At 59.2% G+C, this 25,635-nt stretch carries 27 protein-coding genes and 2 pseudogenes; 8 read left to right on the top strand and 21 right to left on the bottom strand.

Translation table 11 applies throughout. The features are described from left to right. Positions 1-57: 57 nt before the first annotated feature. Genes MUW49_RS07275 through MUW49_RS07265 form a run of 3 tightly spaced genes read right to left on the bottom strand, consistent with a single transcriptional unit; the run spans position 58 to position 4,305 of the window. Entirely contained in the window at positions 58-2,871 is a 2,814-nt protein-coding gene (locus tag MUW49_RS07275) for a pitrilysin family protein (RefSeq protein WP_039040007.1), read from the bottom strand. Positions 2,872-2,896: 25 nt separating this feature from the next. Further along, the gene (locus MUW49_RS07270) at positions 2,897-3,334 is read right to left on the bottom strand and encodes a VTT domain-containing protein (RefSeq protein ID WP_029313803.1); all 438 of its coding nucleotides are present in this window, start codon (positions 3,332-3,334) and stop codon (positions 2,897-2,899) included. Next, positions 3,331-4,305, bottom strand: a complete 975-nt coding sequence (locus MUW49_RS07265) for an NADP-dependent oxidoreductase (RefSeq protein WP_167825820.1) — start codon at positions 4,303-4,305, stop codon at positions 3,331-3,333. The genes MUW49_RS07270 and MUW49_RS07265 overlap by 4 nt, the downstream gene beginning before the upstream one ends. Before the next feature lie 56 nt (positions 4,306-4,361). Between MUW49_RS07265 and MUW49_RS07260 the strand changes: the two genes are divergently transcribed. Both MUW49_RS07260 and fos read left to right on the top strand, forming a co-directional pair. Then, complete coding sequence (locus MUW49_RS07260; RefSeq protein ID WP_005308905.1) at positions 4,362-4,529, top strand: hypothetical protein; 168 nt, start codon at positions 4,362-4,364, stop codon at positions 4,527-4,529. Between the two features lie 29 nt (positions 4,530-4,558). Further along, complete coding sequence (gene fos, locus MUW49_RS07255; protein WP_244812573.1) at positions 4,559-4,960, top strand: fosfomycin resistance glutathione transferase; 402 nt, start codon at positions 4,559-4,561, stop codon at positions 4,958-4,960. A 6-nt stretch (positions 4,961-4,966) separates the two neighbouring features. Here fos and MUW49_RS07250 read toward each other — a convergent pair whose 3' ends face one another. Beyond that, a complete protein-coding gene (locus tag MUW49_RS07250) occupies positions 4,967-5,962 on the bottom strand; it encodes a hypothetical protein (protein ID WP_039040004.1) in 996 nt (331 codons plus the stop codon). Positions 5,963-6,208: 246 nt separating this feature from the next. Between MUW49_RS07250 and MUW49_RS07245 the strand changes: the two genes are divergently transcribed. Next, the gene (locus MUW49_RS07245) at positions 6,209-6,487 is read left to right on the top strand and encodes a hypothetical protein (RefSeq protein ID WP_050485177.1); all 279 of its coding nucleotides are present in this window, start codon (positions 6,209-6,211) and stop codon (positions 6,485-6,487) included. 40 nt (positions 6,488-6,527) lie between these two features. Continuing rightward, a pseudogene (locus MUW49_RS07240) lies at positions 6,528-6,856 on the top strand (hypothetical protein). A gap of 54 nt (positions 6,857-6,910) precedes the next feature. Here MUW49_RS07240 and MUW49_RS07235 read toward each other — a convergent pair. The 4 genes from MUW49_RS07235 to rpsF all read right to left on the bottom strand — a co-directional run bounded on the left by MUW49_RS07235 (position 6,911) and on the right by rpsF (position 8,904). After that, entirely contained in the window at positions 6,911-7,654 is a 744-nt protein-coding gene (locus MUW49_RS07235; RefSeq protein WP_102949180.1) for a ferredoxin--NADP reductase, read from the bottom strand. Between the two features lie 101 nt (positions 7,655-7,755). Next, positions 7,756-8,202 (bottom strand): 50S ribosomal protein L9, encoded by a 447-nt coding sequence (gene rplI / locus MUW49_RS07230; protein ID WP_010673120.1) that lies wholly within the window; start codon positions 8,200-8,202, stop codon positions 7,756-7,758. Between the two features lie 52 nt (positions 8,203-8,254). Next, positions 8,255-8,485, bottom strand: a complete 231-nt coding sequence (gene rpsR / locus MUW49_RS07225; RefSeq protein WP_005313392.1) for a 30S ribosomal protein S18 — start codon at positions 8,483-8,485, stop codon at positions 8,255-8,257. Positions 8,486-8,517: 32 nt separating this feature from the next. Beyond that, a complete protein-coding gene (gene rpsF, locus MUW49_RS07220) occupies positions 8,518-8,904 on the bottom strand; it encodes a 30S ribosomal protein S6 (RefSeq protein WP_005331771.1) in 387 nt (128 codons plus the stop codon). Positions 8,905-9,140: 236 nt separating this feature from the next. On the opposite strand from rpsF, the gene MUW49_RS07215 reads away from it, so the two are divergent. Further along, complete coding sequence (locus tag MUW49_RS07215) at positions 9,141-10,364, top strand: Nramp family divalent metal transporter (protein WP_104451878.1); 1,224 nt, start codon at positions 9,141-9,143, stop codon at positions 10,362-10,364. A 100-nt stretch (positions 10,365-10,464) separates the two neighbouring features. Then, positions 10,465-11,313, top strand: coding sequence for a hypothetical protein (locus tag MUW49_RS07210; protein ID WP_102983751.1), 849 nt, complete (start codon positions 10,465-10,467; stop codon positions 11,311-11,313). Between the two features lie 189 nt (positions 11,314-11,502). Here MUW49_RS07210 and MUW49_RS07205 read toward each other — a convergent pair whose 3' ends face one another. The 4 genes from MUW49_RS07205 to rnr form a co-directional block, all read right to left on the bottom strand. After that, entirely contained in the window at positions 11,503-11,958 is a 456-nt protein-coding gene (locus MUW49_RS07205) for a GNAT family N-acetyltransferase (RefSeq protein ID WP_069784676.1), read from the bottom strand. Between the two features lie 151 nt (positions 11,959-12,109). Further along, entirely contained in the window at positions 12,110-12,679 is a 570-nt protein-coding gene (locus MUW49_RS07200) for a Crp/Fnr family transcriptional regulator (RefSeq protein ID WP_069784675.1), read from the bottom strand. Positions 12,680-12,686: 7 nt separating this feature from the next. Next, a complete protein-coding gene (gene rlmB, locus MUW49_RS07195; protein ID WP_103244209.1) occupies positions 12,687-13,436 on the bottom strand; it encodes a 23S rRNA (guanosine(2251)-2'-O)-methyltransferase RlmB in 750 nt (249 codons plus the stop codon). Then, on the bottom strand, positions 13,433-15,826 hold the full coding sequence (rnr, locus tag MUW49_RS07190; RefSeq protein WP_010673114.1) for a ribonuclease R: 2,394 nt from the start codon (positions 15,824-15,826) through the stop codon (positions 13,433-13,435). The genes rlmB and rnr overlap by 4 nt, the downstream gene beginning before the upstream one ends. Before the next feature lie 133 nt (positions 15,827-15,959). Here rnr and MUW49_RS07185 point away from each other — a divergent pair, with 133 nt between their 5' ends. Next, positions 15,960-16,982, top strand: a complete 1,023-nt coding sequence (locus tag MUW49_RS07185; protein WP_041214487.1) for a GGDEF domain-containing protein — start codon at positions 15,960-15,962, stop codon at positions 16,980-16,982. 61 nt (positions 16,983-17,043) lie between these two features. Here the strand turns inward: MUW49_RS07185 and luxS are convergent, their stop codons facing one another. Genes luxS through MUW49_RS07165 form a run of 4 tightly spaced genes read right to left on the bottom strand, consistent with a single transcriptional unit; the run spans position 17,044 to position 20,190 of the window. Continuing rightward, positions 17,044-17,553: an S-ribosylhomocysteine lyase gene (luxS, locus tag MUW49_RS07180; RefSeq protein WP_010673112.1), complete on the bottom strand. Its 510-nt coding sequence runs from the start codon at positions 17,551-17,553 to the stop codon at positions 17,044-17,046. A 17-nt stretch (positions 17,554-17,570) separates the two neighbouring features. Further along, positions 17,571-18,173, bottom strand: a complete 603-nt coding sequence (locus MUW49_RS07175) for a transglycosylase SLT domain-containing protein (RefSeq protein WP_041214486.1) — start codon at positions 18,171-18,173, stop codon at positions 17,571-17,573. A 46-nt stretch (positions 18,174-18,219) separates the two neighbouring features. Beyond that, complete coding sequence (glnB, locus tag MUW49_RS07170) at positions 18,220-18,558, bottom strand: nitrogen regulatory protein P-II (protein WP_005308848.1); 339 nt, start codon at positions 18,556-18,558, stop codon at positions 18,220-18,222. 9 nt (positions 18,559-18,567) lie between these two features. After that, positions 18,568-20,190, bottom strand: coding sequence for an NAD+ synthase (locus tag MUW49_RS07165; RefSeq protein ID WP_124243877.1), 1,623 nt, complete (start codon positions 20,188-20,190; stop codon positions 18,568-18,570). Positions 20,191-20,327: 137 nt separating this feature from the next. Here MUW49_RS07165 and MUW49_RS07160 point away from each other — a divergent pair, with 137 nt between their 5' ends. Continuing rightward, positions 20,328-20,831 (top strand): GspH/FimT family pseudopilin, encoded by a 504-nt coding sequence (locus MUW49_RS07160; RefSeq protein ID WP_010673109.1) that lies wholly within the window; start codon positions 20,328-20,330, stop codon positions 20,829-20,831. Positions 20,832-20,844: 13 nt separating this feature from the next. Here the strand turns inward: MUW49_RS07160 and MUW49_RS07155 are convergent, their stop codons facing one another. From MUW49_RS07155 to MUW49_RS07135, 5 genes and pseudogenes are all read right to left on the bottom strand, one after another. After that, complete coding sequence (locus tag MUW49_RS07155; protein ID WP_128296385.1) at positions 20,845-21,129, bottom strand: TapY2 family type IVa secretion system protein; 285 nt, start codon at positions 21,127-21,129, stop codon at positions 20,845-20,847. After that, positions 21,126-24,698, bottom strand: a complete 3,573-nt coding sequence (locus MUW49_RS07150; RefSeq protein WP_128296386.1) for a PilC/PilY family type IV pilus protein — start codon at positions 24,696-24,698, stop codon at positions 21,126-21,128. The genes MUW49_RS07155 and MUW49_RS07150 overlap by 4 nt, the downstream gene beginning before the upstream one ends. Positions 24,699-24,709: 11 nt before the next feature. After that, entirely contained in the window at positions 24,710-25,153 is a 444-nt protein-coding gene (gene tppD / locus MUW49_RS07145; protein ID WP_069785400.1) for a type IVa pilus pseudopilin TppD, read from the bottom strand. Further along, positions 25,150-25,461 carry a PilW family protein gene (locus MUW49_RS07140; protein WP_348521184.1) on the bottom strand — a complete coding sequence of 104 codons (312 nt, stop codon included), beginning with the start codon at positions 25,459-25,461 and terminating at the stop codon, positions 25,150-25,152. The genes tppD and MUW49_RS07140 overlap by 4 nt, the downstream gene beginning before the upstream one ends. Before the next feature lie 53 nt (positions 25,462-25,514). Beyond that, positions 25,515-25,635: pseudogene (locus tag MUW49_RS07135) on the bottom strand (ISAs1 family transposase); the annotation flags it as partial.

The following is a 25,635-nucleotide window of genomic DNA, read 5'->3' as shown; positions in this document are numbered from 1 at the left end:
TTCACGGCTCATGTGTGGCCGCCCCACCCGGGGCGGCACTTATTGTTGCGACGCCCCTCAGGGCAGTTGCAGTGGATAGATGGGAAGATGAAGCTCGCTCAGGGGTTTTTCAAGCTTTTGCTTGTCTCCCACCACCACAATCACCATCTCGGCCGGATCCAGCCAGCGGGCTGCACTGGCCTTCAGCGTCTCGGGTGACACCGTTTTGATCAGGTTGTTCTGGGCCTGCACATAGTCCGGCTTCAGGTCGTACATGATCATCTGCAGCAGGAAGCCAGCCTTCTGCCCCAGGGTCTCGTAGGAGAGCGCATCCTGCTGGGAGACGGCGCTGCGCATGTAGGCCAGCTCCACCGGGGTCGGCCCGCTCTTGCGGTAGCCGTCCATCTCCTTGAGGAACTGGCGGATGGCATCCACGGTCGCATCGGTGCGCACATTGGCGCCGGTCGCGAAGACACCCGCCTCGCGGTTGGCCTGGAAGCCCGAGCTGGCACCATAGGTGTAGCCCTTGTCTTCCCGCAGGTTGAGGTTGATGCGGCTGTTGAAGTTGCCACCCAGGTTGAAGTTCATCAGGTTGGCGATGAAATAGTCTCCCGTGGTGTCAAACGGCATGGCGCGACGGCCGATACGGATCACCGACTGGGGGGCCCCCGGCTTGTCCACCAGATAGATGCCTGGCTTGGCCTGCTCTCCCCCGGGCTTGAGATCCCCCAGGGTCGGGGCGGCTCCCTGCCACTGGGTCAGGAAGGCGAGACCGGATTCCACCTGCTGGGCAGTCACATCACCTGTCACCACCACCTTGGCATTGGTCGGATTGTAATAGGCCTCATAGAAGCGCTTCACATCCGCCAGGGTCAGCTTCTCCACGTCCGCCAGCACCCCGTCAGAGGGTTGGCCGAGGCGGTTCTGCTTGCCATAGACCAGTTCGCGGAACGCCTGACCCGCCAGCCACTCGGGTTGCTGCTCGCTCTGTTTCATGCCTTGCAGCATCTGGGTCTTGAGCCGCTCGAAGTCCGCTTCCCGCAGGCCGGGTTGCAGCAGCACTTCCCGCACCAGCGCCAGGGTTTCGGGCAGCTTGTCCGCCAGACTGCTGATGGTGATGAGGTTGTTGTACTGGGCGCTGGAGACGCTGATGCTGGCGCCGAGTTTTTGCAGCTCGTCGCTCAGCTCGGCCTCGGAGAGGCGCGTCGTCCCCTGCTCCAGCATGGCGGCGGTGAGGCTGGCCAGCCCCAGCTCTCCCTTGCCTTCGGCCCGGATGCCACCCGGCAGGGCGATCATGATGGAGACGGCCGGGATCTCGTCGCTGTGGGTGCCGATGATCTCGATCCCCTTGTCGAGCTTGCCACGCCAGATGGCGGGCACCTTGACGCTCACCGCATCGGCCGCCTTGGGCTGCACGCTGCGATCGAAGTCATCTTTCACCGGCCGCTCGGCCAGCACCTTGTCATGCTTGCTGTAATCCGGCAGCTCCCGCTTGGCGGGAGTGAAATTGGGCTTGGCGGCCTGCCAGTCGCTCTTGCCCTTGGGCACCACGCTCAGCACCACGGCAGGCTTGTTCTGGATGAACTTGTCGTAGGCAGCCTTGACGTCAGACCCCTTGACCCGGGCGATGGCATCCAGATTCTTGAACACATAGTCGGGATCCCGGGCCAGCACCTGCCCCATGGCAAGCTGGCTGACCTTGCCCTCGATGCTGTCGAGTCCCCAGATGGCGGACGCGCGATAGCTGCTGATGGCCTTCTCCAGATCCGCAGGCTTGATGCCGCGCTGGGCGAACTCGCCGATCACCTTGTCCACCTCGCCCTTGAGGGTCTTGAGGCTGCCATCCGCCGCCGGATTGGGGTAGGCATAGACCGTCAGGGTACAGGCCAGCTCTTCGCAGGAGTGGGAGGCACCCGCCTCGATGGCCTTGCCGGTTTTCACCAGGGACTGGTAGAGCATGGAGCTGGCAGAGCCCCCCAGCACATCGGCAAAGATGTCCAGCGCCGGCTCCTGCGGGTCACCCAGGGAGACGGTCGGGTAGCTGATATACAGGAGCGGCAGATGCACCTTGTCTTCCAGCGTCACGTAGCGGGTTGCCGGCAGGGTGGCAGGCTGAGGCGTCGGTTCGGCCACGTCCGGACCGCGCGGGATGGAACCGAAGTACTGCTCAATCCAGGCCAGCGCCTGCTTGGTATCAAAGTCGCCGCCCAGGGTCAGGGTCGCGTTGTTGGGACCATACCAGCGCAGGAAGAACTGCTTGAGGTCGTTGACGTCGACCCGGTCGAGATCCTCCACATAACCGATGGGTTGCCAGGAGTAGGGGTGGGTGCGCGGATAGAGTGCCTCCCCCACCCGCTCGCCCACCAGGCCATAAGGCTGGTTGTCGATACGCTGGGCCCGTTCGTTCTTGACGGTGGCGCGCTGGATCTCGAACTTCTTCTGGCTCACCGCATCGAGCAGGAAACCCATGCGGTCCGCCTCCAGCCAGAGCACCTTCTCCAGTTGGTTGGCCGGCACGGTTTCGTAGTAGTTGGTGCGGTCCTTGTTGGTGGTGCCGTTCATGTCACCGCCCGCCTCGTTGATGATCCGCATGTGTTCCTGATCACCAACGTGCTTGGAGCCCTGGAACATCATGTGCTCGAAGAAGTGGGCAAAGCCCGACTTGCCCACGGTTTCCCGGGAGGAGCCGACGTGATAGGTGACATCCAGATGCACCAGGGGATCGGAGTGGTCGGGGGCCAGGATCACGGTCAAACCGTTGTCCAGCTTGTACATCTGATAGGGAATGCCGAGCTTGCCCTCTTGTTTGACCTGCTCGGACACCAGGGTCGGGGCCGCCAGCACGGGAAGGGAGAAGCCCAGCAGCATGCTTAATGGAATGAGTTTGTTCACGGGTACCTCGTGAGTGACAAAAGGGCTAGAAGATCTGACTGGCCAGCAGAAACACCAGGGCATAACGAAGCAATTTGCCGAGCCCGATCAAGATGAGGGAGCGCCAGAAGGAGAGGCGCAGCCAACCAGCCAGCAGACAGAGACCATCGCCGACCACAGGCGTCCAGGCAAGCAGCAGACACCAGTGGCCATGACGTTTGAGCCAACCAAGGGCTTTTTGTTCCCCACGGCCTTGAAAATCTTCCGGTTTTTTCTTGTGGGTGGCGAGCCAGCCGAGCCACCAGGTGGTCATGGAACCCAGGGTATTGCCCAGCGTCGCCCAGAAAAGCAGGCTGGTCATGCTCCACTCCCCCTTGACCGCCATGGCGCCCAGCAGCACTTCCGAGCTGCCGGGCAACAGGGTGGCGGAGGTGAAGGCGCTCAGAAACAGCCCTCCCAGCCCCATCCCGGTGAAGTCTATCATCCGGGCTGGCCGTCTGCGGCGGACATGCGCAGCAACAGCTTGCCGCGCACATGGCCCTGCTCGATGGCCTGATGGGCCAGCGCCCCTTCTGCCAGCGTGTATTCACCGGAGACGGTGATCTTCACCTCCCCCTGGCGAAGCAGCGTCAGCATCTGGGTCAGCTGCGTTCGATCGGGATGGACCAGCATGCCGACAACCTCGACGCCGAGCTCGGCCCCCGCGTCCTTGATCTGCTGGGCCGTGATGGTGGGGACCGTCACCAGACGGCCGCCCGGCTTGACGCAGGCCAGCGCCGCCTTGCCGCTCTCGCCCCCCACCAGATCCAGCACCAGATCGAACGGACCATCGGTGATCGCTTCGGTGCACCACCCGGCCTGGTGGTAATCCACCATCCGGCTCGCCCCGAGACTATGAAGGAAGCTGTGATTGTCGCCGCTTGCCGTGGCAACCACGTGGGCACCATAGGCGGCGGCAAACTGCACCGCCAGATGGCCGACGCCACCGGCACCGGCCAGGATCAGTACCCGTTGCCCCGACTGCAAGCCACCGTGCTCCAGCAGCCCCTGCCAGGCGGTGAGACCCGCCAGCGGCAGGGCCGCTCCCTGCCTGAGGCTCACCCCATCGAGCTTGACCAGCTCCTCCTCGCGGGCCACCACGGATTCGGCATATGCACCGGCGGCGAGGGGGAAACCCACCATGCCGCACACCAGTTCCCCCTCGGCCAGGGAGGTCACGCCGGGCCCCACCTTTTCCACCACACCGGAGACGTCATAACCCGGCGTCCAGGGCAGGTTGTCCTTGTTCTGGGCGGCCGCCCAGCCGAGACCGGCCCGGGTCTTGGCATCGATGGGGTTGACCCCCGCAAAGCAGATGCGCACCCGGACTTCTCCCTCCGCGGGCACCTTGTCCAGGGAAGGGTTGAGCCTGAGTACCGAGGGGTCGCCGAATGCGGTAATCTGTAGCTGCGTCATTGCACAATCCATCCTGTTGATTGATCAAGGGTCAACAGAATAACAGCGAGGACACCATGGCTCGAATGTTTCTTATTCCTCTGTTGCTGGCCCTGGGGTGGTGGGCGTTTCTGCTCTACTTCCGCATTCCGCTCAAACAGGGGGCCAAGGGCTTTTACTGGATCATCGGCATCGGCGGCGGGCTTGCCGCCTTCCTCAGCCTGATGATGGTGCTCACTCACTAGGGTTCGGGGACAAGGGGGAAGAAGAGAAGATGCTGCATGGACTGAACCATCTCACACTGACAACCGGCGATCTCGACAGCAGCGTTGCCTTTTATGTCGACTTGCTGGGATGTCGCCCCAGGGTGAGATGGGCACGGGGAGCCTATCTCACCCTCGGCGATCTCTGGCTCTGTCTCTCCTGCGATCCCCCCCAACCGGCCAGAGATTACAGCCATGTCGCGTTTGGCATCTCGCCTGAACAGTTTCCTGCCTTCTGCACCCGTCTGCGCGCGGCGGGCGTCGTGGAGTGGAAGAAGAACAGCAGCGAAGGGGATTCACTCTATCTGCTGGATCCCGACGGGCACCGGCTGGAAATCCATGCAGGCAACCTGGATAGCCGGCTCGCTTCCCTCAGACAGCAGCCCTATGAGGATCTGATCTGGTTCGACTGAGCAGGATCACCCCTGCTCGGCACGAAGATGGTAGTGACGATTGCTGCCCTGCCCCAGCACGCCCTGCGCCAGCAGATGCTGGAACACCCGGTCCACCTCCTCCAGAGACAGTGACAATGCCTCTGCCACCTTGCGTTTGCTGCATTTGAGCTCGCCGCTCTCCAGCGCGCCGCGCACCTGGGCGACCACGGCTGGCTCGGGCATGGGTCTGCTGATGGCTGGCGGCTCCGGGGTCGGCGCTGCGACCCGGGCCTCGGCTTGCGCCTTCTCCCGTTGCCACATCCATTGACGGCGGAAGCGGTTCTCCTCACCGATCAGGCTGACGAAAAAAGCACCAAATGCATCGAGCAGGATAGACAGGAAGCAGACCAGCAGGAACTGCACCTGACCGATGCTCATGCCCACCCCGTCCGCCAGGCTGCTCATCAGCCCCAGCATGGAGGACTGCTCCCCCAGCGGCTTGGCGTCCCGCTCCTGGCGCAGCTCGTCCTGACGCAGCCTGAGCTTGGTGTTGGCCTGCTGCAGACCGCTGACGCCGCTCGAGATACGCGCCATCTCGATGTATTTGCGGGCCGCCTCTTCGTTGAGCTGGATCTGCCGCTCTATGCTGGCTATCTGCTCGTCGAAACGGGCTATCTCCCGCTCGTGACGCGCCTGCTGGCTCAGGATGGTGTTGGTGGCGCTATTGATGCCGCCGATACTGCCCCCGATGGAGATGGCGGCCAGCACGCTGTAGAACAGCAGCGACCAGAAGGCGCCGCCCAGATCCCGCCTCGCCTTGCACTCGCCGTACTCGTACCAGACGTAGAACTTGCCCAGCTCGAAGATGATGGCCAGCCCGCCGAACAGCCACTTCATCAGGGGGTTTTCGTCGATGGAGAGAAACAGCAGCAGGGAGAAGACGATGGAAGCCAGAATGGCCAGCCCGGTAAAACTGTAGACAGTCGTGAGGGCGAACCATCCCTTGGGGTAACGCAATGCGGCGCAAGCCTGAGTAGTCATGATGAAACGGGAAACATCTGCAGGAAAAGTTGGCTGCCGATTATAGTCGCCACTCCCCCGGAGAGAAGGGCAAATCCCCGAATTCCCGCCCATGGACGATCAGCTGCCCAGAGTGCGACCAAAACGTGCAAATCGGCAGCAGAAAAACACTACAATCGACCCCGAACCTGAAGGACATCTGCGGTTATGCTCGGGTTAAGCCCGCCGCATTACACTCATTTCCACCGAACACGACTCGAGGACATCATGAACAGAACGACGGCTTTGTTGCTCTCTCTTTTTCTGATCACCGGTAGCGCCCTGGCACAGGACGAAGGGAGCCAGACCTTCTCCGTGGATGCGCTGACCTTCAATCTGGACTGGAATGACACGCAGTTTGACTGGTCCCAAAGCAACTGCTTCGATCTCGGGAGCGGTGACACGGCCGCCGCCGACTGCAAGAGGATCAACCTCAATCTGGAGGATGAGACGCAGCGCAACCAGCCCCCCAGCACCAACCAGATCAGCACGCAACCGGATCAATGATCCCCCTGACAGGAGCCTTGATGCGATGACCCACATGACCATGACTTCCCGCGGCGCACTGCTGCTCTCCCTGCTTCTGGTTCAGGGAATGGCCTTTGCTGCCCCCCTTCCAAACACGGTGACGACATCCGGATCTCCACCGACCAGGGCCGGGTAAGCCTGGATTGGGACGACAAGGAGTACGAGTGGTGGCAGCACAACTGCCTGGATGTCAGCACCCGGACCAGCCGTATCCAGCTCAACTGCGACAACATGGATGGCAAATACCGCGACCATTACAACCGCAGCATTCACAGTGGCAACAACCCGGGTCAGGGCCATGACAAGCCCAGGAACAAGCACGGCGGCAACGGCCACCAAAAACACTGACCAGCATACCCATGGACATGGTTGAGGGGCCTGTGGCCCCTGGAGTCATCTCCCCTACCAGTAGTTTTCCATGCTGATATTGCCGGGAGCGCGACGCAGGTTCTTGGCAAGCCCCAGCCCGAGCAGGGTCTGCTGAGTCTCTTTCACCATGGCGGGGTTGCCGCAGATCATCACTTGGCTCAACTCGGGGGAGAAGTTCAGCCCCACCCTCGCCTGCAAGCTGCCATCGACGATGGCTGCCGGGATGCGCCCTGCCATCGCCTCCGGCCAGGTCTCACGACTGACGAAGGGAACATAGCGAAAACGCTCGCCATGCTGCTCGGCAAAACTGGCGATAAGCGGCTGATAGCTGAGCTCTTCCCCTTTTCTCACCCCATGTACCAGCACCAGATGCTCGAAGCGGTCGAAGACCTGTCCCTCGGCCAGCATGGCGAGGAAGGGGCCGATGGCGGTGCCGGTTGAGAGCAGCCAGAGATCCCGTCCCGGGGGAATCTCATCCAGGGTCAGAAAACCGGTGGCCTGGGACTGCACCAGCAGGCTGTCGCCCACCTGCAGAGAACCGAGAGAGGGGCTCAGTTCACCGCCGGGGATCTCCACCAGATAGAATTCGTGATAGGGCGTGCCGGGAGGATTGACGAAGGAGTAGGCACGCTGGACGCGACGCTCGCCCTGCTCCAGGGCCAGCTTGGTGAATTGACCCGCCTTGTAGGGGGCAAGTTCCGCCTCCACACGCAGGGAGAGCAAGGTGGGTGTCCACTCGATGCGCTCGATGACCCGACCTTCAACCCAGGCAGCCATAAAGGTTCTCCTCCAGAGGAACAGACCTTCACTTTACCCCTTGATCTGAAAATAAAAAACCCGCGCATGTGCGCGGGTTTTTCTGCAAGAGCGGAACGCTATTACAGAGCAACAACCTGGATTTGTACGGTTGCTTTGACGTCAGCGTGCAGCTGAACAACAACTTCGTACTCACCGGTGTTACGCAGAACGTTGCCCATGCGGACTTCGCTCTTGGCAACGGCTACGCCGGCAGCAGTGATGGCTTCAGCCACGTCACGGGTACCGATGGAACCGAACAGCTTGCCTTCGTCGCCAGACTTGGAGGCGATGACAACGGCAGCCAGCTCACCCAGCTTGGCAGCGCGCTCTTCGGCAGCAGCCTTGTTGGCAGCCAGTTTGGCTTCCAGCTCAGCGCGACGAGCACCGAAGGCTTCGATGTTGGCCTTGGTGGCCATAACAGCTTTGCCTTGCGGGATCAGGTAGTTACGGGCATAACCAGCTTTAACGGAAACTTGGTCACCCAGACCGCCCAGTTTGGCGATCTTATCGAGCAGGATAACTTGCATTACCTTTCCTCTATAAATTTCGTTGAGTTAGGCGTAAGCGCCGGGCCGATTCTTACTTGTTGTGCAGATCGGTGTACGGCAGCAGAGCCAGGTAACGAGCACGCTTGATGGCGCGTGCCAGCTGACGCTGATACTTGGCGCGGGTACCGGTGATACGGCTCGGTACGATCTTGCCAGATTCAGTGACGTAGTTTTTCAGAGTAACGATATCTTTGTAGTCGATCTCGGTAACGTTCTCGGCGGTGAAGCGGCAGAACTTACGACGACGGAAATAACGTGCCATGGCCTTTATCCTCTAATGCGGTGATCTAAGAATTACTCTTCGGAAGACGCTTCAACAGCATCTTCGCGACGCTCGTCGTCACGACGGGTGAAGCGCTCTTCCTTGGCCTTGGCCATCGGAGAAACTTCAGTCACGGCGTGCTTGGTGCGCATGATCATGTTGCGGATAACGGCATCGTTGAAGCGGAAGTTGGTTTCCAGCTCATCGATAACGGCCTGTTCAGCTTCTACGTTCATCAGAACGTAGTGAGCCTTGTGCAGCTTGTCGATCGGGTAAGCCAGTTGACGACGGCCCCAATCTTCCAGGCGATGAATGGTACCACCAGCGGTGGTGATAGCGCCGGTGTAACGCTCGATCATGCCAGGTACTTGCTCGCTCTGGTCCGGATGAACCATGAAGACGATTTCGTAATGACGCATTTTAGCTCCTTACGGATTAATTCAGCCTCCGCCCAGGTGCAGCCAGACCTCGGAGGCAAGGAACATAGTGATGTTTAGACGCTGCTTTCTAGGGCGGCGTATTGTACGAAATCACCTCTCCCACTGCAACTGGCGAAGCAAGATGTTTTTCTCGATGAGCCCGATACAAAACTTTAATTGATAACAATTATCATTTAGATCCATACTCTCCTCATATCCCCACGGAGGATGACAGTATGCAACCTGCGCTCACCACGGCCATCCCGGCCCGCAAATTCAAGCTGACCCTGCTCGGCCCCGCCTTCATCGCCGCCATCGGTTATATCGACCCGGGCAATTTTGCGACCAATATCCAAGCCGGCTCCACCTTCGGCTATCAACTGCTGTGGGTAGTGGTGTGGGCCAATCTGATGGCCATGCTGGTGCAGACCCTCTCGGCCAAGCTCGGTATCGTCACTGGCAAGAACCTGGCGGAACACATTCGTGATCGCCTGCCCAGGCCCGCAGTCTGGGCCTATTGGGTGCAGGCCGAGATCATCGCCATGGCCACCGATCTCGCCGAGTTCATCGGCGCTGCGGTCGGCTTCAAGCTGCTGCTCGGCATCACCCTGCTGGAAGGTGCCTGCATCACCGCGGTGGTCACCTGGGGGATCCTGATGTTGCAATCCCGCGGCCAGAAGCCGCTGGAGTTCGTGGTGGGGGGCCTGCTGCTGTTCGTGGCCGCCGCCTACATCGTCGAGCTGGTGTTCTCGCGCCCCCATCTGCCGAGTCTGCTGGAAGGGGCACTCTTCCCCGGTCTCCCCAATGGTGATGCTGTCTATCTTGCTGCCGGCGTGCTTGGTGCCACCGTGATGCCCCATGTCATCTATCTCCACTCGGCCCTGACCCAGCACACCCAGGAGCAGGGCACGGTGACCCAGCGACTGCACAGCACCCGGGTCGACGTGGCCATCGCCATGACCATCGCCGGCTTCGTCAACCTGGCCATGATGGCCATGGCGGCGGCCGCCTTCCACAGCTCCGGCAACCAGCAGGTGGCCGAGCTGGAAACGGCCTACCAGACCCTCACGCCCCTGCTGGGACCGGCAGCCGCCACCCTGTTCGGCCTCTCCCTGGTCGCCTCCGGCATCAGCTCTACCGTGGTGGGCACGCTGGCCGGCCAAGTGGTGATGCAGGGCTTCGTGCGCTTCACCATCCCTCTCTGGCTGCGCCGAGCCATCACCATGGCCCCCGCCTTCGTGGTGATCGCCATGGGCCTCAACACCACGGAAATTCTGGTGTTGAGCCAGGTAGTGCTGAGCTTCGGCATCGCCCTCGCTCTCATTCCGCTGCTGATCCTGACCGGTGATCGCGCCCTGATGGGGGCACATCGCAATCACCCCGTCACCCAGGCCGTGGGGCGCCTCATCGTCGCCCTGGTGATCGGCCTCAATGCCTATCTGCTGGTCACCACCCTCTAACGCCATCTTGAGGCTCATTGACCCGGGTTGATGAGCCTCTTCGCACTTTCGCGTATGCTGCCCCTTTCCCTTCTCATCATCTCGTTGCGGGAGCCCTGCCATGGAACATACCCGAGCCAGCTTCGTACTGGGCCACCATCAGGAACAGGCCAGCGTCGTCTGTTGCAAACAGGGGGATCCGACCCTGCTGGTCACCGACCTCACCCCCTTTCATCCCCAGAGCCACCTCTGGCCCGATCAACCCGGTGACGTGGGCACAGTGCGCTGGGAAGGGGGGGAAGCGGCCGTGGGCCCCTGCCGCATGGGCGCCATCAGTCCCGAGGGCGAGCTGTTCGTGGATACGGAGATTCCGGTCAAGCGAGGGGCTGATGGGTGGGCTTTCGTGGTGGTGCATCCCCTCGCCGGTTCCCATCACCTTGCCATTGGCTCGCCTGTGGAACTGACAGTGGATGCCGAGGCACGCCATGCCCTGAGCCTTGGCCACAGCGCCTGCCACCTGGTGGCACTGGCCCTCAATCGGGCGCTCACGCCCTATTGGCGAAAGGAGACGAGCGAGCTTGACGCTCTCGGGCAGCCGGATTTCGACCGCCTCGCCATCCAGCACTCCCGGGTCGAGCCCAGAGGATCAAAGGAGCAGTACCGGATCGGCAAGAGCCTTCGAAAAAAGGGAATCAACAGCGAGGCACTGCTGGCCGACCTCGACAGGATAGCGCTCCAGGTCAACGAGCAGCTGATGCGCTGGCTCAAAGAGGGAGGCGAGATCCGCCGCAGCCGGGCCGGTGAGGCCATCATCGATTCCCGCTACTGGCATGGCATGCTGGAGGGTCGGGAGATCACCATTCCCTGTGGCGGCACCCATGTGGGCAGTCTGACCGAGTTGGGCCAGGTTCAGGTGACGCTGGCCTCCAGTGAAGAGGGATTTACCCTCACCACCCGGGTCACTCCCTGAACCACCCCAGCCCTCCTGATGCCGCACCGCCCTGACCGGGGCGGTGTCCCGACAGAGAGAGCCGCAGGCAGATCAGCGCGGCGGTATCTCACCCCGGGCTGACGACCACATGGCCACGGGGTAGCAAAAAAACCATGCGATGCGCCACGGGTGAGGGGCCACTTGCCCCTTTCCTGGCGCCTGACGATGTCAGGTAGGCTCCCTTCGCATCCCCATGTGAGGGATGTCATCTTCCAGATACCCTTCCCCTTCGGCCACGAAACCATGCTGGCCGTAGAAACCTTGCAGGTGGGCCTGTGCACCGAGCCAGATGCTGTGTGCAGGCCAGCGTGCCTCGCACTCTCTGACCGCTTGCGCCAGCAGGCGGTGACCCAGTCCGCCCCCCCGCGACGTGGGAGAGGTGACCACACGGCCGATGGCTGCGCCGCTGTCATCACCAATGCCGGGCGCCATGATGCGGGCATAGACCGCCAGGTGATCTCCCTCACGGCCGAGCAGATGCAGCACGCCGTCACGGCGATCCAGCCCGTCCAGATCCTGGAAAGGGCAGGTCTGCTCCACCACGAACACCTCGGCGCGCAGGGCAAGCAGCTCATACAATTCATCCGTGGTCAGCTCGGACCAGGATTTCATACTCCAGTTCATGAATGACTCCTGTTTAATGGGGTCTGACAGCATAATCTTGCTCCCGACGAGGGGCATTAACCTTGGTTAAGTTGCCCCCCTTCTCATCCAATGCGGACATGGCCGACAAAGAGCCGATCTCTGCCCAGGTTCATCGGCAATCCCTTCTGGCTCAACCCTGAACGCGCGTTTTCAGCCGCCTGCGGATGCGGCTCAGGCTGATGGGGGTGATCCCCAGATAGGCGGCAATCTGGTGATCCGGGACCCTGGCATCCAGCGCGGGGAAGCTTCGCAGAAAATGCTGATAGCGCGCCTCTGGACCCCCGGTCAGCAGCAACAGCTCTTTCTCCTCCTTGATGCGCAGTTGCACTTCAAGGAGATGGTGATACCAGGCGGGCCAGCAAGGGAGTCGGCGCAGATCCGCCAGCGGAAGAAGCTGCAGCCGGCAAGGCTCCAGCGCCTCCACGCTGTAGCGGGCGGGCTCACCGCTGAGCAGGTGGTGGAAGTCGAGAAACTCGTCCCCCTCCCAATAGAATTCCTTGATGTACTCGCGGCCATCCGCCAGCACCACCCTGGCCCGCAGCAACCCCTCCTCCACCCTGACCAGCAGTGCCGGACTGTCACCGGCATGCCAGAGGCAGGTGCGAGGGGGCAAGGTCAGGGAGCGGACAAAAGAGAGGAGGCGCTCGGCCTCCTGCTCATCTGCAACCCGTTCCCAGACAAAGGGGGGTCTGTCGGTCATCGTCTTGTCAGACGCGGCGCTGGCGCACGGCTTCGAACAGGCAGACACCGCTCGCCACCGAGACGTTGAGGCTGGATACTGCCCCCGCCATCGGGATGCTCACCAGCTCGTCGCAATGTTCGCGGGTCAGGCGGCGCATCCCCTTGCCTTCGGCCCCCATCACCAGCGCCATGGGGCCGGTGAGTTTGGCCTGATAGAGATCGTGATCCGCCTCACCGGCGGTACCCACGATCCAGACGCCGCGCTCCTGCAGCTCGCGCAGGCTGCGGGCCAGGTTGGTGACCTGGATGAGCGGCACCACTTCGGCGGCGCCACAGGCGACCTTGCGCACCACGGACGTGAGGCCTGTGGCCTTGTCCCGCGGCACGATCACCGCATGTACCCCGGCCGCATCGGCACTGCGCAGACAGGCGCCGAGATTGTGCGGATCGGTCACCCCGTCCAGTACCAGCAGGAAGGGCGCTGTCTCTTGCGCCGCCAGATCGTCCAGCAGGCTGGCCAGGTCGTGCTCGGCCAGCTTGGACGCTTCAATCACCTTGGCCATGATGCCCTGGTGATTGTTGCCTTCCGCCTTGTCATCCAGCGTCTTGCGGTTCACGCTCTGCACCCTGATACCGAGGGACTCCAGCTCGGCCAGCAGGGGATGCAGCCGCTCGTCATCGCGGCCCTTGAGAGCCCACACCTCGATGAAGCGCTCCGGGGTGCGCTCCAGCAGCGCGGAGACGGCGTGAATGCCGTAGATCAGTTCAGTACTCATTTAGTGCTCTTGGCCTTGTCGCGAGCCTTTTTGCTCGGTCGTCTGTTGCTGGGCTTGGCACGGCCACCCTTGTCGGATTTACCGCTCTCCTTGCCCTCTTTGCGTTTCTCGTGGCGCTGGGCGCTCTTGGCCTTCTCTTTCTTGATCTCGGCCTGCTTGCGCGCCATCTCCTTGGCGTTCTTGCCGGTGGCCTTGAGGGGCTCTTCCACCATCACGAAGTCGATCTTGCGATCGTCCAGGTTCACGCCCATCACCTTGACCCGCACCTTGTCACCCAGACGGTAGCGGCGGCGGAAGTTCTCGCCGATCAGCTGCTGGTGCAGCGGGTCGAACTGGTAGTAGTCGTTGGTGAGGGTGCTGACGTGCACCAGACCGTCGATGTGGATCTCCGCCAGACGCACGAAGAAGCCAAAGCCGGTGACGCTGGCGATAACGCCGTCAAACTCGTCACCCACGTGATCCAGCATGTACTCGCACTTGAGCCAGTCGGCCACGTCGCGGGTGGCGTCATCGGCACGGCGCTCCGTCATGGAGCAGTGCTCGCCCATGGGGTCCACTTCTTCCAGCTGGTAGTGGTAGCCACCGCTCGGAGTCCACTTGTGGCGCAGGTTGCCCTGCTGCTCCTTGGCGGTCTGGTACTTGATCGCCCGGTGCAGGATGAGATCCGGGTAACGACGGATCGGCGAGGTGAAGTGAGCGTAGGACTTCAGGGCCAAGCCGAAGTGACCGATGTTGTCGGCCTGATAGATGGCCTGACGCATGGAGCGCAGCAGCATGGTGGAGAGCAATTCCGCATCCGGGCGCCCTTCGAATTTGGCGGCCAGGTCGGCAAAGTCCTTCGGCTCGGGCTCCAGGCCCCCCTTGAGCTCCAGACCCAGTTCGGCCAGGAAGTCGCGGAAACCGGTGAGACGCTCTTCGCCCGGACGGTCGTGCACCCGGAACAGGGCGGCGGCCTCGTTCTTCTCGATGTAGCGGGCGGCCGCCACGTTCGCCTGGATCATGCACTCTTCGATGATCTTGTGGGCGTCATTGCGCACCAGCGGTACGATACGGTCGATCTTGCGCTGGGCGTTGAAGATAAAGCGGGTCTCCTCGCTTTCGAACTCCACCGCACCGCGTTGATGGCGAGCATGCTTGAGCGCCTTGTAGAGGTTGCTCAGCTCCTCGATGTGGCCCACCAGCGGATCATACTGCTGACGCAGCTTGGGATCCCCGTCCAGGATCGCCGCTACCTTGGTGTAGGTCAGGCGAGCGTGGGAGTTCATTACCGCTTCGTAGAACTTGTAGCCGGACATGCGGCCGGCGGCGGAGATGGTCATCTCGCACACCATGCAGAGCCGGTCGACCTGCGGGTTCAGGGAACACAGACCGTTGGAGAGCACCTCCGGCAGCATGGGCACCACGAACTCGGGGAAATAGACCGAGTTGCCGCGCTGATAGGCTTCGGTGTCGAGGGCCGTGCCCGGTTTCACATAGGCAGAAACGTCCGCGATGGCGACCCACAGGCGCCAGCCGCCTCCACGCTTGGCTTCACAAAAGACAGCGTCATCGAAGTCGCGGGCGTCTTCCCCGTCGATGGTCACCAGCGGCAGGGCGCGCAGGTCGATGCGACCCTCTTTGGCCTTCTCCGGCACCTGCTCGCCGAGACCGGCGACCTCCTTGGTCACCTCTTCCGGCCAGGTGTGCGGAATGCCGTGGGTACGCAGGGCGATCTCGATCTCCATGCCGGGCGCCATGTTCTCACCCAGGACTTCCAAGACGGTGCCGACCGCATTGAAGCGGGCAGTGGCGCGCTGGTTGATGCGCACGACCACGACCTGGCTCTGGCGAGCCCCCTTGTTCTCCCCTTCCGGGATGATGATGTCCTGGCCGATGCGGCTGTCATCGGGTACCACGAAACCGACGCCGTTCTCGACGAAGTAACGACCGACGATGTCTGCCTCGCGGGATTTGAGCAGGCGCACCAGACGCGCTTCCTGACGACCCTTGCGATCGATCTCGGTCGGCTGCACCAGGGCATAGTCGCCATGCATCAGGCGCTGCATCTCGCGGTTGTTCAGGAAGAGATCCGCTCCACCACCCTCGGGGCGCAGAAAACCGAATCCATCTTTGTGGCCAAGCACATAGCCTTTGACCAGATTCAGGCGATCCGGCAGGGCGTAACATTGGTTGCGGGTGAACACGAGCTGCCCGTCGCGCTCCATGGCGCGCAGACGACGTCGCAAGGCTTCCAACGGCTCTTCATCGGTCAGCTTGAGGACCTTGGCCAGCTCTTCCCGGGACATGGGTTTCTCATGGCCCTTGATGAGCTCCAGCAGCATCTCGCGACTGGCGATGGGGTTTTCGTATTTTTCGGCCTCGCGTTGGAGGAAAGGATCTTTTTGAGACATAAGCAGGCCTTAGGGTAGGTAATAACGCAGACATTATATCGGAGGGGGGAGCTAATGGCATCCATCGACTGCCTTTTGGCCATTCTCTCTGTCATACTGGACACAGTTTGCAGGTATGTGAGACTCGGAACTCATGAGCAAGGACTCGTTCGCCCAATCTGCCGCCTATTTGAAACAGGCGGTTCCCCTGATGATCAAGTATCAAATTCCCACCACGCCGAACAACTATCACCTTTGGTACAGCTATGTCTCCGGCGACATGCCCGAACTCAACCATGCCGTCGATCAGGCGATAAAACAACAGGGGACCTTCTCCCTGACCACCTGTGAGCGTCTCTACCACCAGCACCTTGCGGCTCAGGACGAGCAGCAGATGGAGGCGATGAAACTTAATCTGGCGGCCATGGCCAGCGAGCTGAGTCACTCGATGCAGGATGCCATCTCCGATACCGGGCTGTTTCAGGAGATGCTCGACAAGAGTTTCGACAAGCTGAGCAAGATTGATGACGAGGGGCTCAGCCTGGAAGACACCATGGGGATCCTGCGGGATCTCGTGCGCGAGTCACGTGACGTACGCATGTCCACCCTCCACTTTCGCAACCAGCTCAGCAGCGCCGAGAAAGAGATAAAGGAGCTGAAACAGGCCCTGAACGAGACGAGGAAGCTCGCCACCGAGGACCCGCTCACGTCTCTGCTCAATCGACGCGCCTTCGATCTCGAGATGGACAGCCTCATCCGTAGCAAGCAGCCCTTCTCCCTGATCCTGACCGATATCGATCGCTTCAAGAACTTCAACGACGAATACGGACATCTGCTGGGGGACCAGGTGCTGCGCATCGTCGGCAAGCGGCTGCGAGAGGCCAGCAAGGAGGGCATAACCGCCTATCGCCTGGGGGGTGAGGAGTTTGCCCTCTTGGTGCCAAACCGCGCCCTGGCGCTGACCCGCCAGATGGCCGAGAGCCTGCGTCGCGTCATCGAGCGGATGTCGATTCTGGATCGCAAATCCGGGCGACGCATCGATCACATCACCGCCTCGTTCGGTGTGGGGGAATACATCCCCCAGGAGACGGCAGACACCCTGATCGAGCGTACCGACAAGCTGCTCTACAAGGCCAAGGAGCTGGGACGCAATCGGGTGATGCCACTGCCCTCCTGATCCCACCAGATGCAAAAAGGCCGGTCATTGACCGGCCTTTTTCATGCTTCCCTTCTCGGGATCAGAGGCTTTTCAGCTTCTCTTCCGGCAGGGCCAGCTCGTCATTGTGGTTGACACCGATACCGCGCTCCAGCACATGGCGGGCGATGGCATGGGCCTCTTCCAGCGAGTGCATGCTGTAAGTACCGCACTGGTATTCGTTCAGCTCGGGGATCTTGCCCTGATCCTGCACGGTCAGCACGTCGCTCATGGCTGCCTGCCAGGCAGCGCCAACACGGGCTTCATCCGGCGCACCGATCAGGCTCATGTAGAAGCCGGTGCGGCAACCCATGGGAGAGATGTCGATGATCTCCACCCCATTCCCATTGAGATGATCACGCATGAAGCCGGCAAAAAGATGCTCCAGGGTATGGATGCCGCGCTCGGAGAGGATCTCCTCGTTCGGCACGCAGAAACGCAGGTCGAACACGGTGATGGTGTCCTTGTTCGGGGTCTGCATGGTCTTCGCCACCCGCACTGCCGGGGCGGCCATGCGGGTATGGTCGACGGTAAAACTGTCCAATAACGGCATTTCTGACTCCTGATTGGTTACCAGAACCAGCCCCCGCTGGAGAGCTGATCTTTGCATTGTCGATACTGGGCACCGTAGCGCTGGGCACGGGCCTCCACCTTGCGGGAGACCTTCATCAGCCATCCCTTGCTGCGGTAGCTGCCACGTCGGTAGCCCCCCCAGCCTTCGTGATAATTGAGATACTGGCCATAGGCATCCCACTTGGACGTGCCGTTGAGCCGCTGTGCCTTGTGAGTGTACCAGCCCATGAAATCGATGGCGTCGGCAAAGTCGTCGCGATCGCTCCAGCCGTTGCCGGTTTCCCGCTGGTAGTCGGCCCAGGTTTCGTCTTTCACCTGGGCATAGCCGTAGGCTGAACTGGCCCGCCCGGTGGGGATGAAGAGGAAATACTGCATTGGCGGCTGGGCATCATGCACGAAGGAGGACTCCTGGTACATCATGGCCATCACTACCTGGACAGGTGTCCCCCACTTCTCGTTCATCTTGAGCGCCGCCTCGTGCCACTCGGGTTTCTCCCGAAAGATCTGGCACAGGTTTTCCGGCTGTGCCGGCGGCCGGGTACTGCACGCGGTGAGTGCCATCAAGCACGCCGCCACGACCCCGATACGGTACAACGACATCAGGGCAACAGACTCTTGCTGTTCATCACAGGGCACATCCACCACATCAGATCGCGTCTTCGTTCTCTTCACCAGTACGAATACGAATGACGCGTTCCACCTCGCAGACGAAGATCTTGCCATCGCCGATCTTGCCGGTACGCGCTGTGTTCTGAATGGCTTCCAGGCAGGCATCGAGATCCTCGTCCTGCACCACCAGCTCCACCTTGACCTTGGGCAGGAAGTCGACCATGTACTCGGCACCGCGATAGAGCTCGGTATGGCCCTTCTGGCGGCCGAACCCCTTGACCTCGGACACTGTCATGCCGTTGATGCCGATCTCGGCCAGGGCCTCGCGCACATCGTCCAGCTTGAACGGTTTGATGATGGCTTCAATCTTCTTCATGGTGACTCCTTACCAGTTCTGTTTGCCGAACCCGGACGTGATGGGATAGCGGCGGTCCTTACCAAAGTTGCGAGCAGTGATGCGGGGGCCGACGGCGGCCTGACGGCGCTTGTATTCGTTGAGATCCACCAGGCGGATCACCTTGCGTACCACCGCCTCTTCGAAACCTTCCGCCACCATGTCGGCGACAGACGCATCCTCTTCCACGTAGCGCTTGAGGATGGCATCCAGAATGTCATAGGGGGGCAGGCTGTCCTGGTCCACCTGATCCGGTGCCAGTTCGGCCGACGGGGGACGATCGATGACCCGCTGCGGGATCACGTACTCCACGCTGTTGCGATATTCGCACAGCTTGAAGACCAGGGTCTTGGGGACGTCCTTGAGCACATCAAAGCCACCCGCCATGTCGCCATACAGCGTGGCATATCCCACGGCCATCTCGCTCTTGTTGCCAGTGGTCAGCACGATACGGCGGCGCTTGTTGGACAGCGCCATCAAGAGTACACCGCGGCAGCGGGCCTGCAGGTTCTCTTCGGTGGTGTCGCGGGCGGTCCCTTCAAACAGAGGTGCCAGCTGCGTCATGAAGCCTTCGAACATGGGTTCGATGGAGATGATGTTGAACTCCACCCCCATCCGCTCGGCCTGCTCCTTGGCATCCTCCACGCTCATCTGGGCGGTGTATCGGAACGGCATCATCACCGCCTGCACCTTGTCCGCCCCGATGGCGTCGGCCGCAATGGCCAGGGTCAGCGCCGAGTCGATACCACCGGAGAGGCCCAGCACGGCGCCCTGAAAACCGTTCTTGGTGACATAGTCGCGCACCGCCAGCACCAGGGCCTGATAGGTCTCGGCCAACGGCTCCAGCGGTGCGGCGGGTTCCCGCTCCTTCACCGGCTGACCATCGGCAAAGCGCACCAGCGCCAGCTCTTCGGCAAATGGAGCAAGCTTGTGGGTCAGCTCGCCCTGGCTGTTGAACACCTTGGAGCAGCCGTCGAAGATCAGCTCGTCCTGGCCGCATACCTGGTTGAGGTAGATGAGCGGCAGGCCGGTCTGATCGCAGCGTTCCGCCATCAGCTCGCGGCGGATCCAGGGTTTTTCCTGATCATAAGGAGAGGCATTGATGGTGAGCAGCAGCTCGGCCCCCGCCGCCTTGGCGGCCAGCGCCGGACCCGGCTGCCAGAGATCTTCGCAGATGAGCAAACCCAGCTGATGGCCACGGAACGGCACCACACAGGTATCGGCCGCCGCAGTGAAGTAGCGCTTCTCGTCGAACACCCCGTAGTTGGGCAAGTCCTGTTTGAAATAACGTGCCCGCAGTTGACCGCGCTCGTAGAGAGACGCCGTATTGTAAAGCGCCCCCTCTTCGCGCCAGGGATGGCCCACCAGAATGGCACATTGTCCCTGCCATGCCGCGATGCGGGACAGCGCAGCCTCGACCCGGATCATCAGGTCGGCGCGCAACAGCAGATCCTCAGGCGGGTATCCTGTCAGGGCCAGCTCGGAGCAAACCAGCAGATCGGCCCCTTGCTGATCGGCCAGGGCTGCTGCCGCCAGTACCTTGTCACAGTTATCTTCGATGGCGCCTACCGTCAGATTTAACTGGGCAAGCATCAGAGAGAGGGCTTTTGCCATGGCGATGCATCTTGAATTCGAAAATGATGGGGAATGATAAAGAAAAGGCGCTGGCTGTGCCAGCTCAACACTTGGGCTTTGCGCTGGTGTTCTGGCTGTCTGGAGATAAGATGTAACTAATCGAGGGAGATACTGCCATGATCAAGGACGAGAAAGGATTCACCCTGCTGGAACTGATGATCGCCGTCAGTCTGGGGGTCATCTTGCTTGGTATTGGTGCACCGGCCATGTCGAGCCTGCTCAATGAGAATGCCTTGAAATTTGAATCTCGCACACTCTTGAAATATCTGCGTTTTGCTCGCAGCCAAGCCATCGACAACCAGCAATCTGTCACTGTGTGCCTTGCCAATGCCAGTGACAATTGTGTCACCGCCAATCCGACCCAATTCCTCGTGTTCGTCGACGGTAATGGCAATGACATTTTCAATAACGGTGAGCAGATCCTGGCAAGAAGCCCTCAGCTATCTGACTCGCTGACTGCTGCAAACAATCGAACTTCCACTACCTTCAGCCCTGATGGCACCAGCCTGGGTACCAATGCCACCATCACGCTGTGTCGTTCGGGAAATGCCCAGATAAATCTGGTCATCTCTCCCTCCGGCCGCACCACCCAATCTACCCAGGCAAATATCTGCCTCTGAATGAAGTTCTTCGCTATCGCAGTTGACGGGCATCCTGTTGCTGACCCTCTTTTGACTGGAAATTTTCCTCCGCTGTTCGGCATTCCAGGATTTTCTTCACAGGCTGTACCGCACCATCCACCTCGTATCCTCTTTGTTTGAATTTATCCTGCACCGCCTTTGGCGTGTTGTCTGCCACAGTACCGTGCAGGACAACCTTCTGGCCGTTAACCAGCTCGACATAACATTTTATGTCATCTGCCAAGACAGACCCGGATATCAAGAGGCACAAACCCAACACCCCGCTGCGTGTTTTCATTGCGCCTCTCCTTCGTAGAGGTAAATTTTCTTGGGCGACATGTCCATTTCAGCCTCTTCCGCCCCCTGGGCGCACTCACCGCCACTGGTACACCGCTCAGGCTCACCATCCCCTTCATCTTTCAGGATGACCTCTTCCCCGGTGCCGCCCCCCAGGATGCGGATTTTGGCATCATCCCCGGCATGTACCACCAGATCGTCTGCCACCTTGTTTTGCACTTCAACGTAGCGTTCTGGAGTTTCATTGCCATCGAGATCGACCACATAGCGGAAGGAGCTGCCATAGTGCATGTCCACCATATACTGACGCGCCGCGCCTATAGACTGAATGGTGCATTGCTGGAACGATTGCACCTGAGGCAGGAAGGAGGTGAAGTAAAGCTTGCCCTGCAAGACCACCCCGGCCCCCAGAGACTTCTCTCCCCTCGCGTTCAACCAGTTGACCCAACCCTTGGCACTGGTAATACCCGCCTTGATTGCCAGCGTGCCTTCGACTGTCGTCTGGACCGACAAAGGATCATTGGTCACATCGTAGAGGTCTGATACCAGGATAGGGTCTCTGACCGTCGCATTCGTGGCACGCGGCATGACATCATAGTCACGCAACATGAAATAGCCATTGCGGACGGTCGATTCAGACGAAGGGCGGTTGCGATCGCCGCTGCCGATCAGCACCGCATCGAAGGGGCGATCCTGATAGGAATAGACCATATTGCCCCCCACCACGGAACGAGTCACTTCCTTGTTGATGGTGCGCACTACTATGGGTTGTGTAAAGAAGCGGCGGTCATCTGCCAGCGTTGAGTCCGACCCCAGACTGGCAAATTTGAATACACTCCAGTCCGACTTGTTGGTACTGGGGAGATCCATGCGCCAAAGATTGCCTCCTGTATCTCCAACATAGATGCGGTCGGTCTTGCCATCACCATCACTGTCGAGTGTTGCAACCGATCCGGGCATGCTGTCGGTCATCTCTGTGACCTGGAGATTGCTAGTATCAGAAGGGGTTGCACTGAATATCAACGCCCCCGTTTTGGCATTGACGATGTAGATACCTCTCCCCATGCTGTCACTGGATCCCAATCCCAGCAAGCTCTTGTTCACGTCATAACCGCCAGCAAAAATAAGCACGGGATCACTGATTCCCGGTACAAGCGCGACTTCAGGCACCGACCAGGTCAGCCCCAGCTCACCAAAACCAGTCGTCAGACTGTTCAGACGCCACTTCAGTGACGGCGCATCCGGGCTGGAGACGTCGAAGGCGTAATAAGCCTTGCCCCCACTCCTCAGCCCGGTGAACACCCAGACAAAGTCGCTTTCCGAGGCTTTCAATACACCATTACGGTTGGCATCCTTGATAAGGGCGACGGGAGATGAGTCGACGCCATAAATGTGGTCAGCGGATTCGGCATTGGCACGCAGCGCCTGCTGATTCGCCAGAAATTCATAGGGAATGGCGGCCCAGCTTTCGTCTACGGTTTTACCCATGTCCTTGAACATGTGAAGGAAACCGGCATTGGTTCCAAACACTATCCGCAAGTCGGGGGCATCCGTCGGGCTGCCGGATTGTGGGCCATAGTTCAGCACCAACGGACGGGAGTGCAGGGGATCCCCCATGATATGGCGGCGGTTCAGGGTTGAGGTATCAAAGTCTTCGTTGTCGACATCCAGCCCCTTGGTCCAGTTGATCAGGGAATCGAGTTCAGTCGTCGTAACTGCCTGCATGAAGGTCATGAGCGCCGCCTCACTGCCAGCCTGCGTCACCAGATTGGCCTTGGTCAGCTGATCGAGGCGGTTCTGGGCATTGTTGATGACATAGAGACTGCGATTGCTTTTCCCCGCCAGCATCTCTTGGGCTCCCCCTTCAGCCACCTTGTTGCCATCGCGGCCCGATGACCAGAAGGTTTGAGCGTTATCGATAATAGCACCATCAGGTTTAATTGCCGGCAATCCTCTCGCATCCACCACATAACCATCAGAAGAGAGCATTAATTTTTTTAGATTGCCTTTCCACTTAGGGCCGGCGTCTGGTTCAAACATCGCGTAATAAATATTGTTATTACTACGTGTTCTATCAAAGTTATTGCTGGCGATGGCGGGTGACACCAGTGATGCATTGATACGCAATATTGCCAATAGTGATGCTTTCAGCGCATCACTTAAGGCAGATGCATCGGTTGCCGGATAATATTCCCCTCCACCCCGCCGTGCCGTTTCGGCCAGCAAATTACCCGCTCCGGTAATGGCTTCATCACCAAACCCAACAGTGAAGGTAGTTACCGTCTGCTTATCACCCATCGTACTGTTAATATCATTGTGCTTCATATAGCCAGCCAGTGCAGCCAAATAACTAGACCCACGACTACTACCTGAACCATATGACACTGCTGTACCATAAGCCCGCTTGTCATTATCAGATAATGTGTTGATAAGACCTATCACAGTATTATCAGAGGAACCATCACTAGTCGGCTCACCATCGGTGATGTAAATAACATAACCATTGTTCGAACAATTGTCATAAGGAGCCTTATAAGTACCATCAGACTTTTCAGCTGATGTATCTCTGGCAGGCGATAAACTACCCCCCTGAGTACCGTAGACAACACTCATCCCTCCAAAGAATTGATAGGCCTCCTGTAAGGTCTCGCACAACGGCGTGTTGCCATCCGCATTCAATGCATTGACTTTATCAAGCAAGTCCTGCTCACCTGTCTTACCATTACCCAGGATTGTTTCACTTCCTAATATATTACGGACAATACGACCACCATTGGTATTTGTGTTTCTACTGCTATTCTCATTAAAAACTGCCAAACCAAAATCCACACCAGGTGTTGATGAAATTAACTCAGCCACCGCATTTTTGGCAATACTCAGCCTTGATTGGCTGACTGGTTTACCTGGCCCGTGATACCAACGTATATAATTGGAAGAATACAGTGTAATGCCTGTATTGTTATTATAGACATTGGTAACATCTGCAGTATACGCTGCCGTTGCGGTAGAGTTCCCCCTGATGGGGTAACCAGCCCCTACTGTCAAAGTTCCACTATAGGGATTGGCTGTATTCCTTACCGTAACATCCTGTTGACAATCTACCAATTTTATATCTTTTTCTTGCTCACCTCTGATGGAATCCCATGACCAATATCGCCAAAAAAGAAAATTGGTTTCCTTATAAACCCAAACAGCTGAAACAAACTGCCCTACATTGGACAAGGGGAGCTTTGACGTCGCGCATGCATTTACGCTGTCAGGGAAGCGGGCAGAACTGGTAATACTAGGCACACTGCTATTTGAAGAGAAATATATGTACTTTTTGCTATTGTTTGTGTCGGGGTCATTAGGTAATGCTGGATATATTGTTGCGGGATCATAGGCTTCACTCACCTGCATTGTTTCTTTCATACTGCCGGATGTATCAAATATCAGCAGCACCTTGGGGCGAAAATCCCCGGCCTTGTTAAAGTCATATATAAACAGTTCGGTGTCATCGGCTCTCGTCGATGTAATGCCAAACACAAGGCTACACCAGCATAAAATCACTCCAAGTCGTCGTAACCACATATCCTTCGCTCCTATTCGGTGAGCAGTGGTTGTTCTACACCCGCAATCCAAGTCAACGGGCGAACATATTTTCCATAATTCACATTGGCCTGCAGCTCGACATACTTGCACTTAGGAATCACATTGCTGCTGCTGGCGTCAATCTTTCTCTTGCACACGGTTTCGGTGCGATTAGCAAGAGCGACCGCGGCCGAAGCATTGCTGCTATTGATGCTGATCGCCGCACTGGCCCCCGGAGTGTCGCTCATGCCGGCAATCACCGTCGATATGTTGTTGCTCTGTATAGCGGCTTCGATAATGCCTTCGAGTCGGTGCTCTGCCTGGCGGAAGCTGGCAGACGAGCCTGCCATCTTGAGGTCTTGCCCCGAAGATTGCATCACCACCACGGCAATCAGGGTCAGGGGCACCAGAATGATCAGGGCTATGATCAGAGCCACACCGCTCTGGGATTTCATTTCCCTCCTCCTGCAATCACCGCTGGATTACGTAATGAGACGCTCGACTCCAATAGCAAACGACGATAACCATCGCCGTTACCCGGGACCTGAATATCGCCAACCTGATAGGTGTTGTTATTGACATAGCGACTGGAAACTTGTAACGAACGCACGAGCACAAAGACTCTAGCGGCGATGACTCGCCCCTCACTCCACTCCTGCCCTGTGACATTGTTGGTAGCGACATAGCGATCAATTTCGCCATCAGGGACTAAGCTGTCATCAACACCAAGCAATATTCTCATCTGTTCAATGCCTTCGGCCATTGCTCCACCAATTAATAAAGAACCACCCCCAGGGCGAGAGCGTGAACATATTGTTAAATTGATGCCAGTTCAGCTAACCCAGCATCCAGTACCTTTTCCAGATATGGGCTGCTCATGCCCGCAAATTGCTGCTTCTTCCGCAAGCTTGCCTTACGGCTGGTTTCGGCTCGCAGC

Origin of the sequence: Aeromonas sp. LsrichE-8G (assembly GCF_022869435.1) — a bacterium.
In the GTDB taxonomy this organism is placed as follows: domain Bacteria; phylum Pseudomonadota; class Gammaproteobacteria; order Enterobacterales; family Aeromonadaceae; genus Aeromonas; species Aeromonas caviae.
This window is presented reverse-complemented; position numbering and strand designations above follow the sequence as displayed.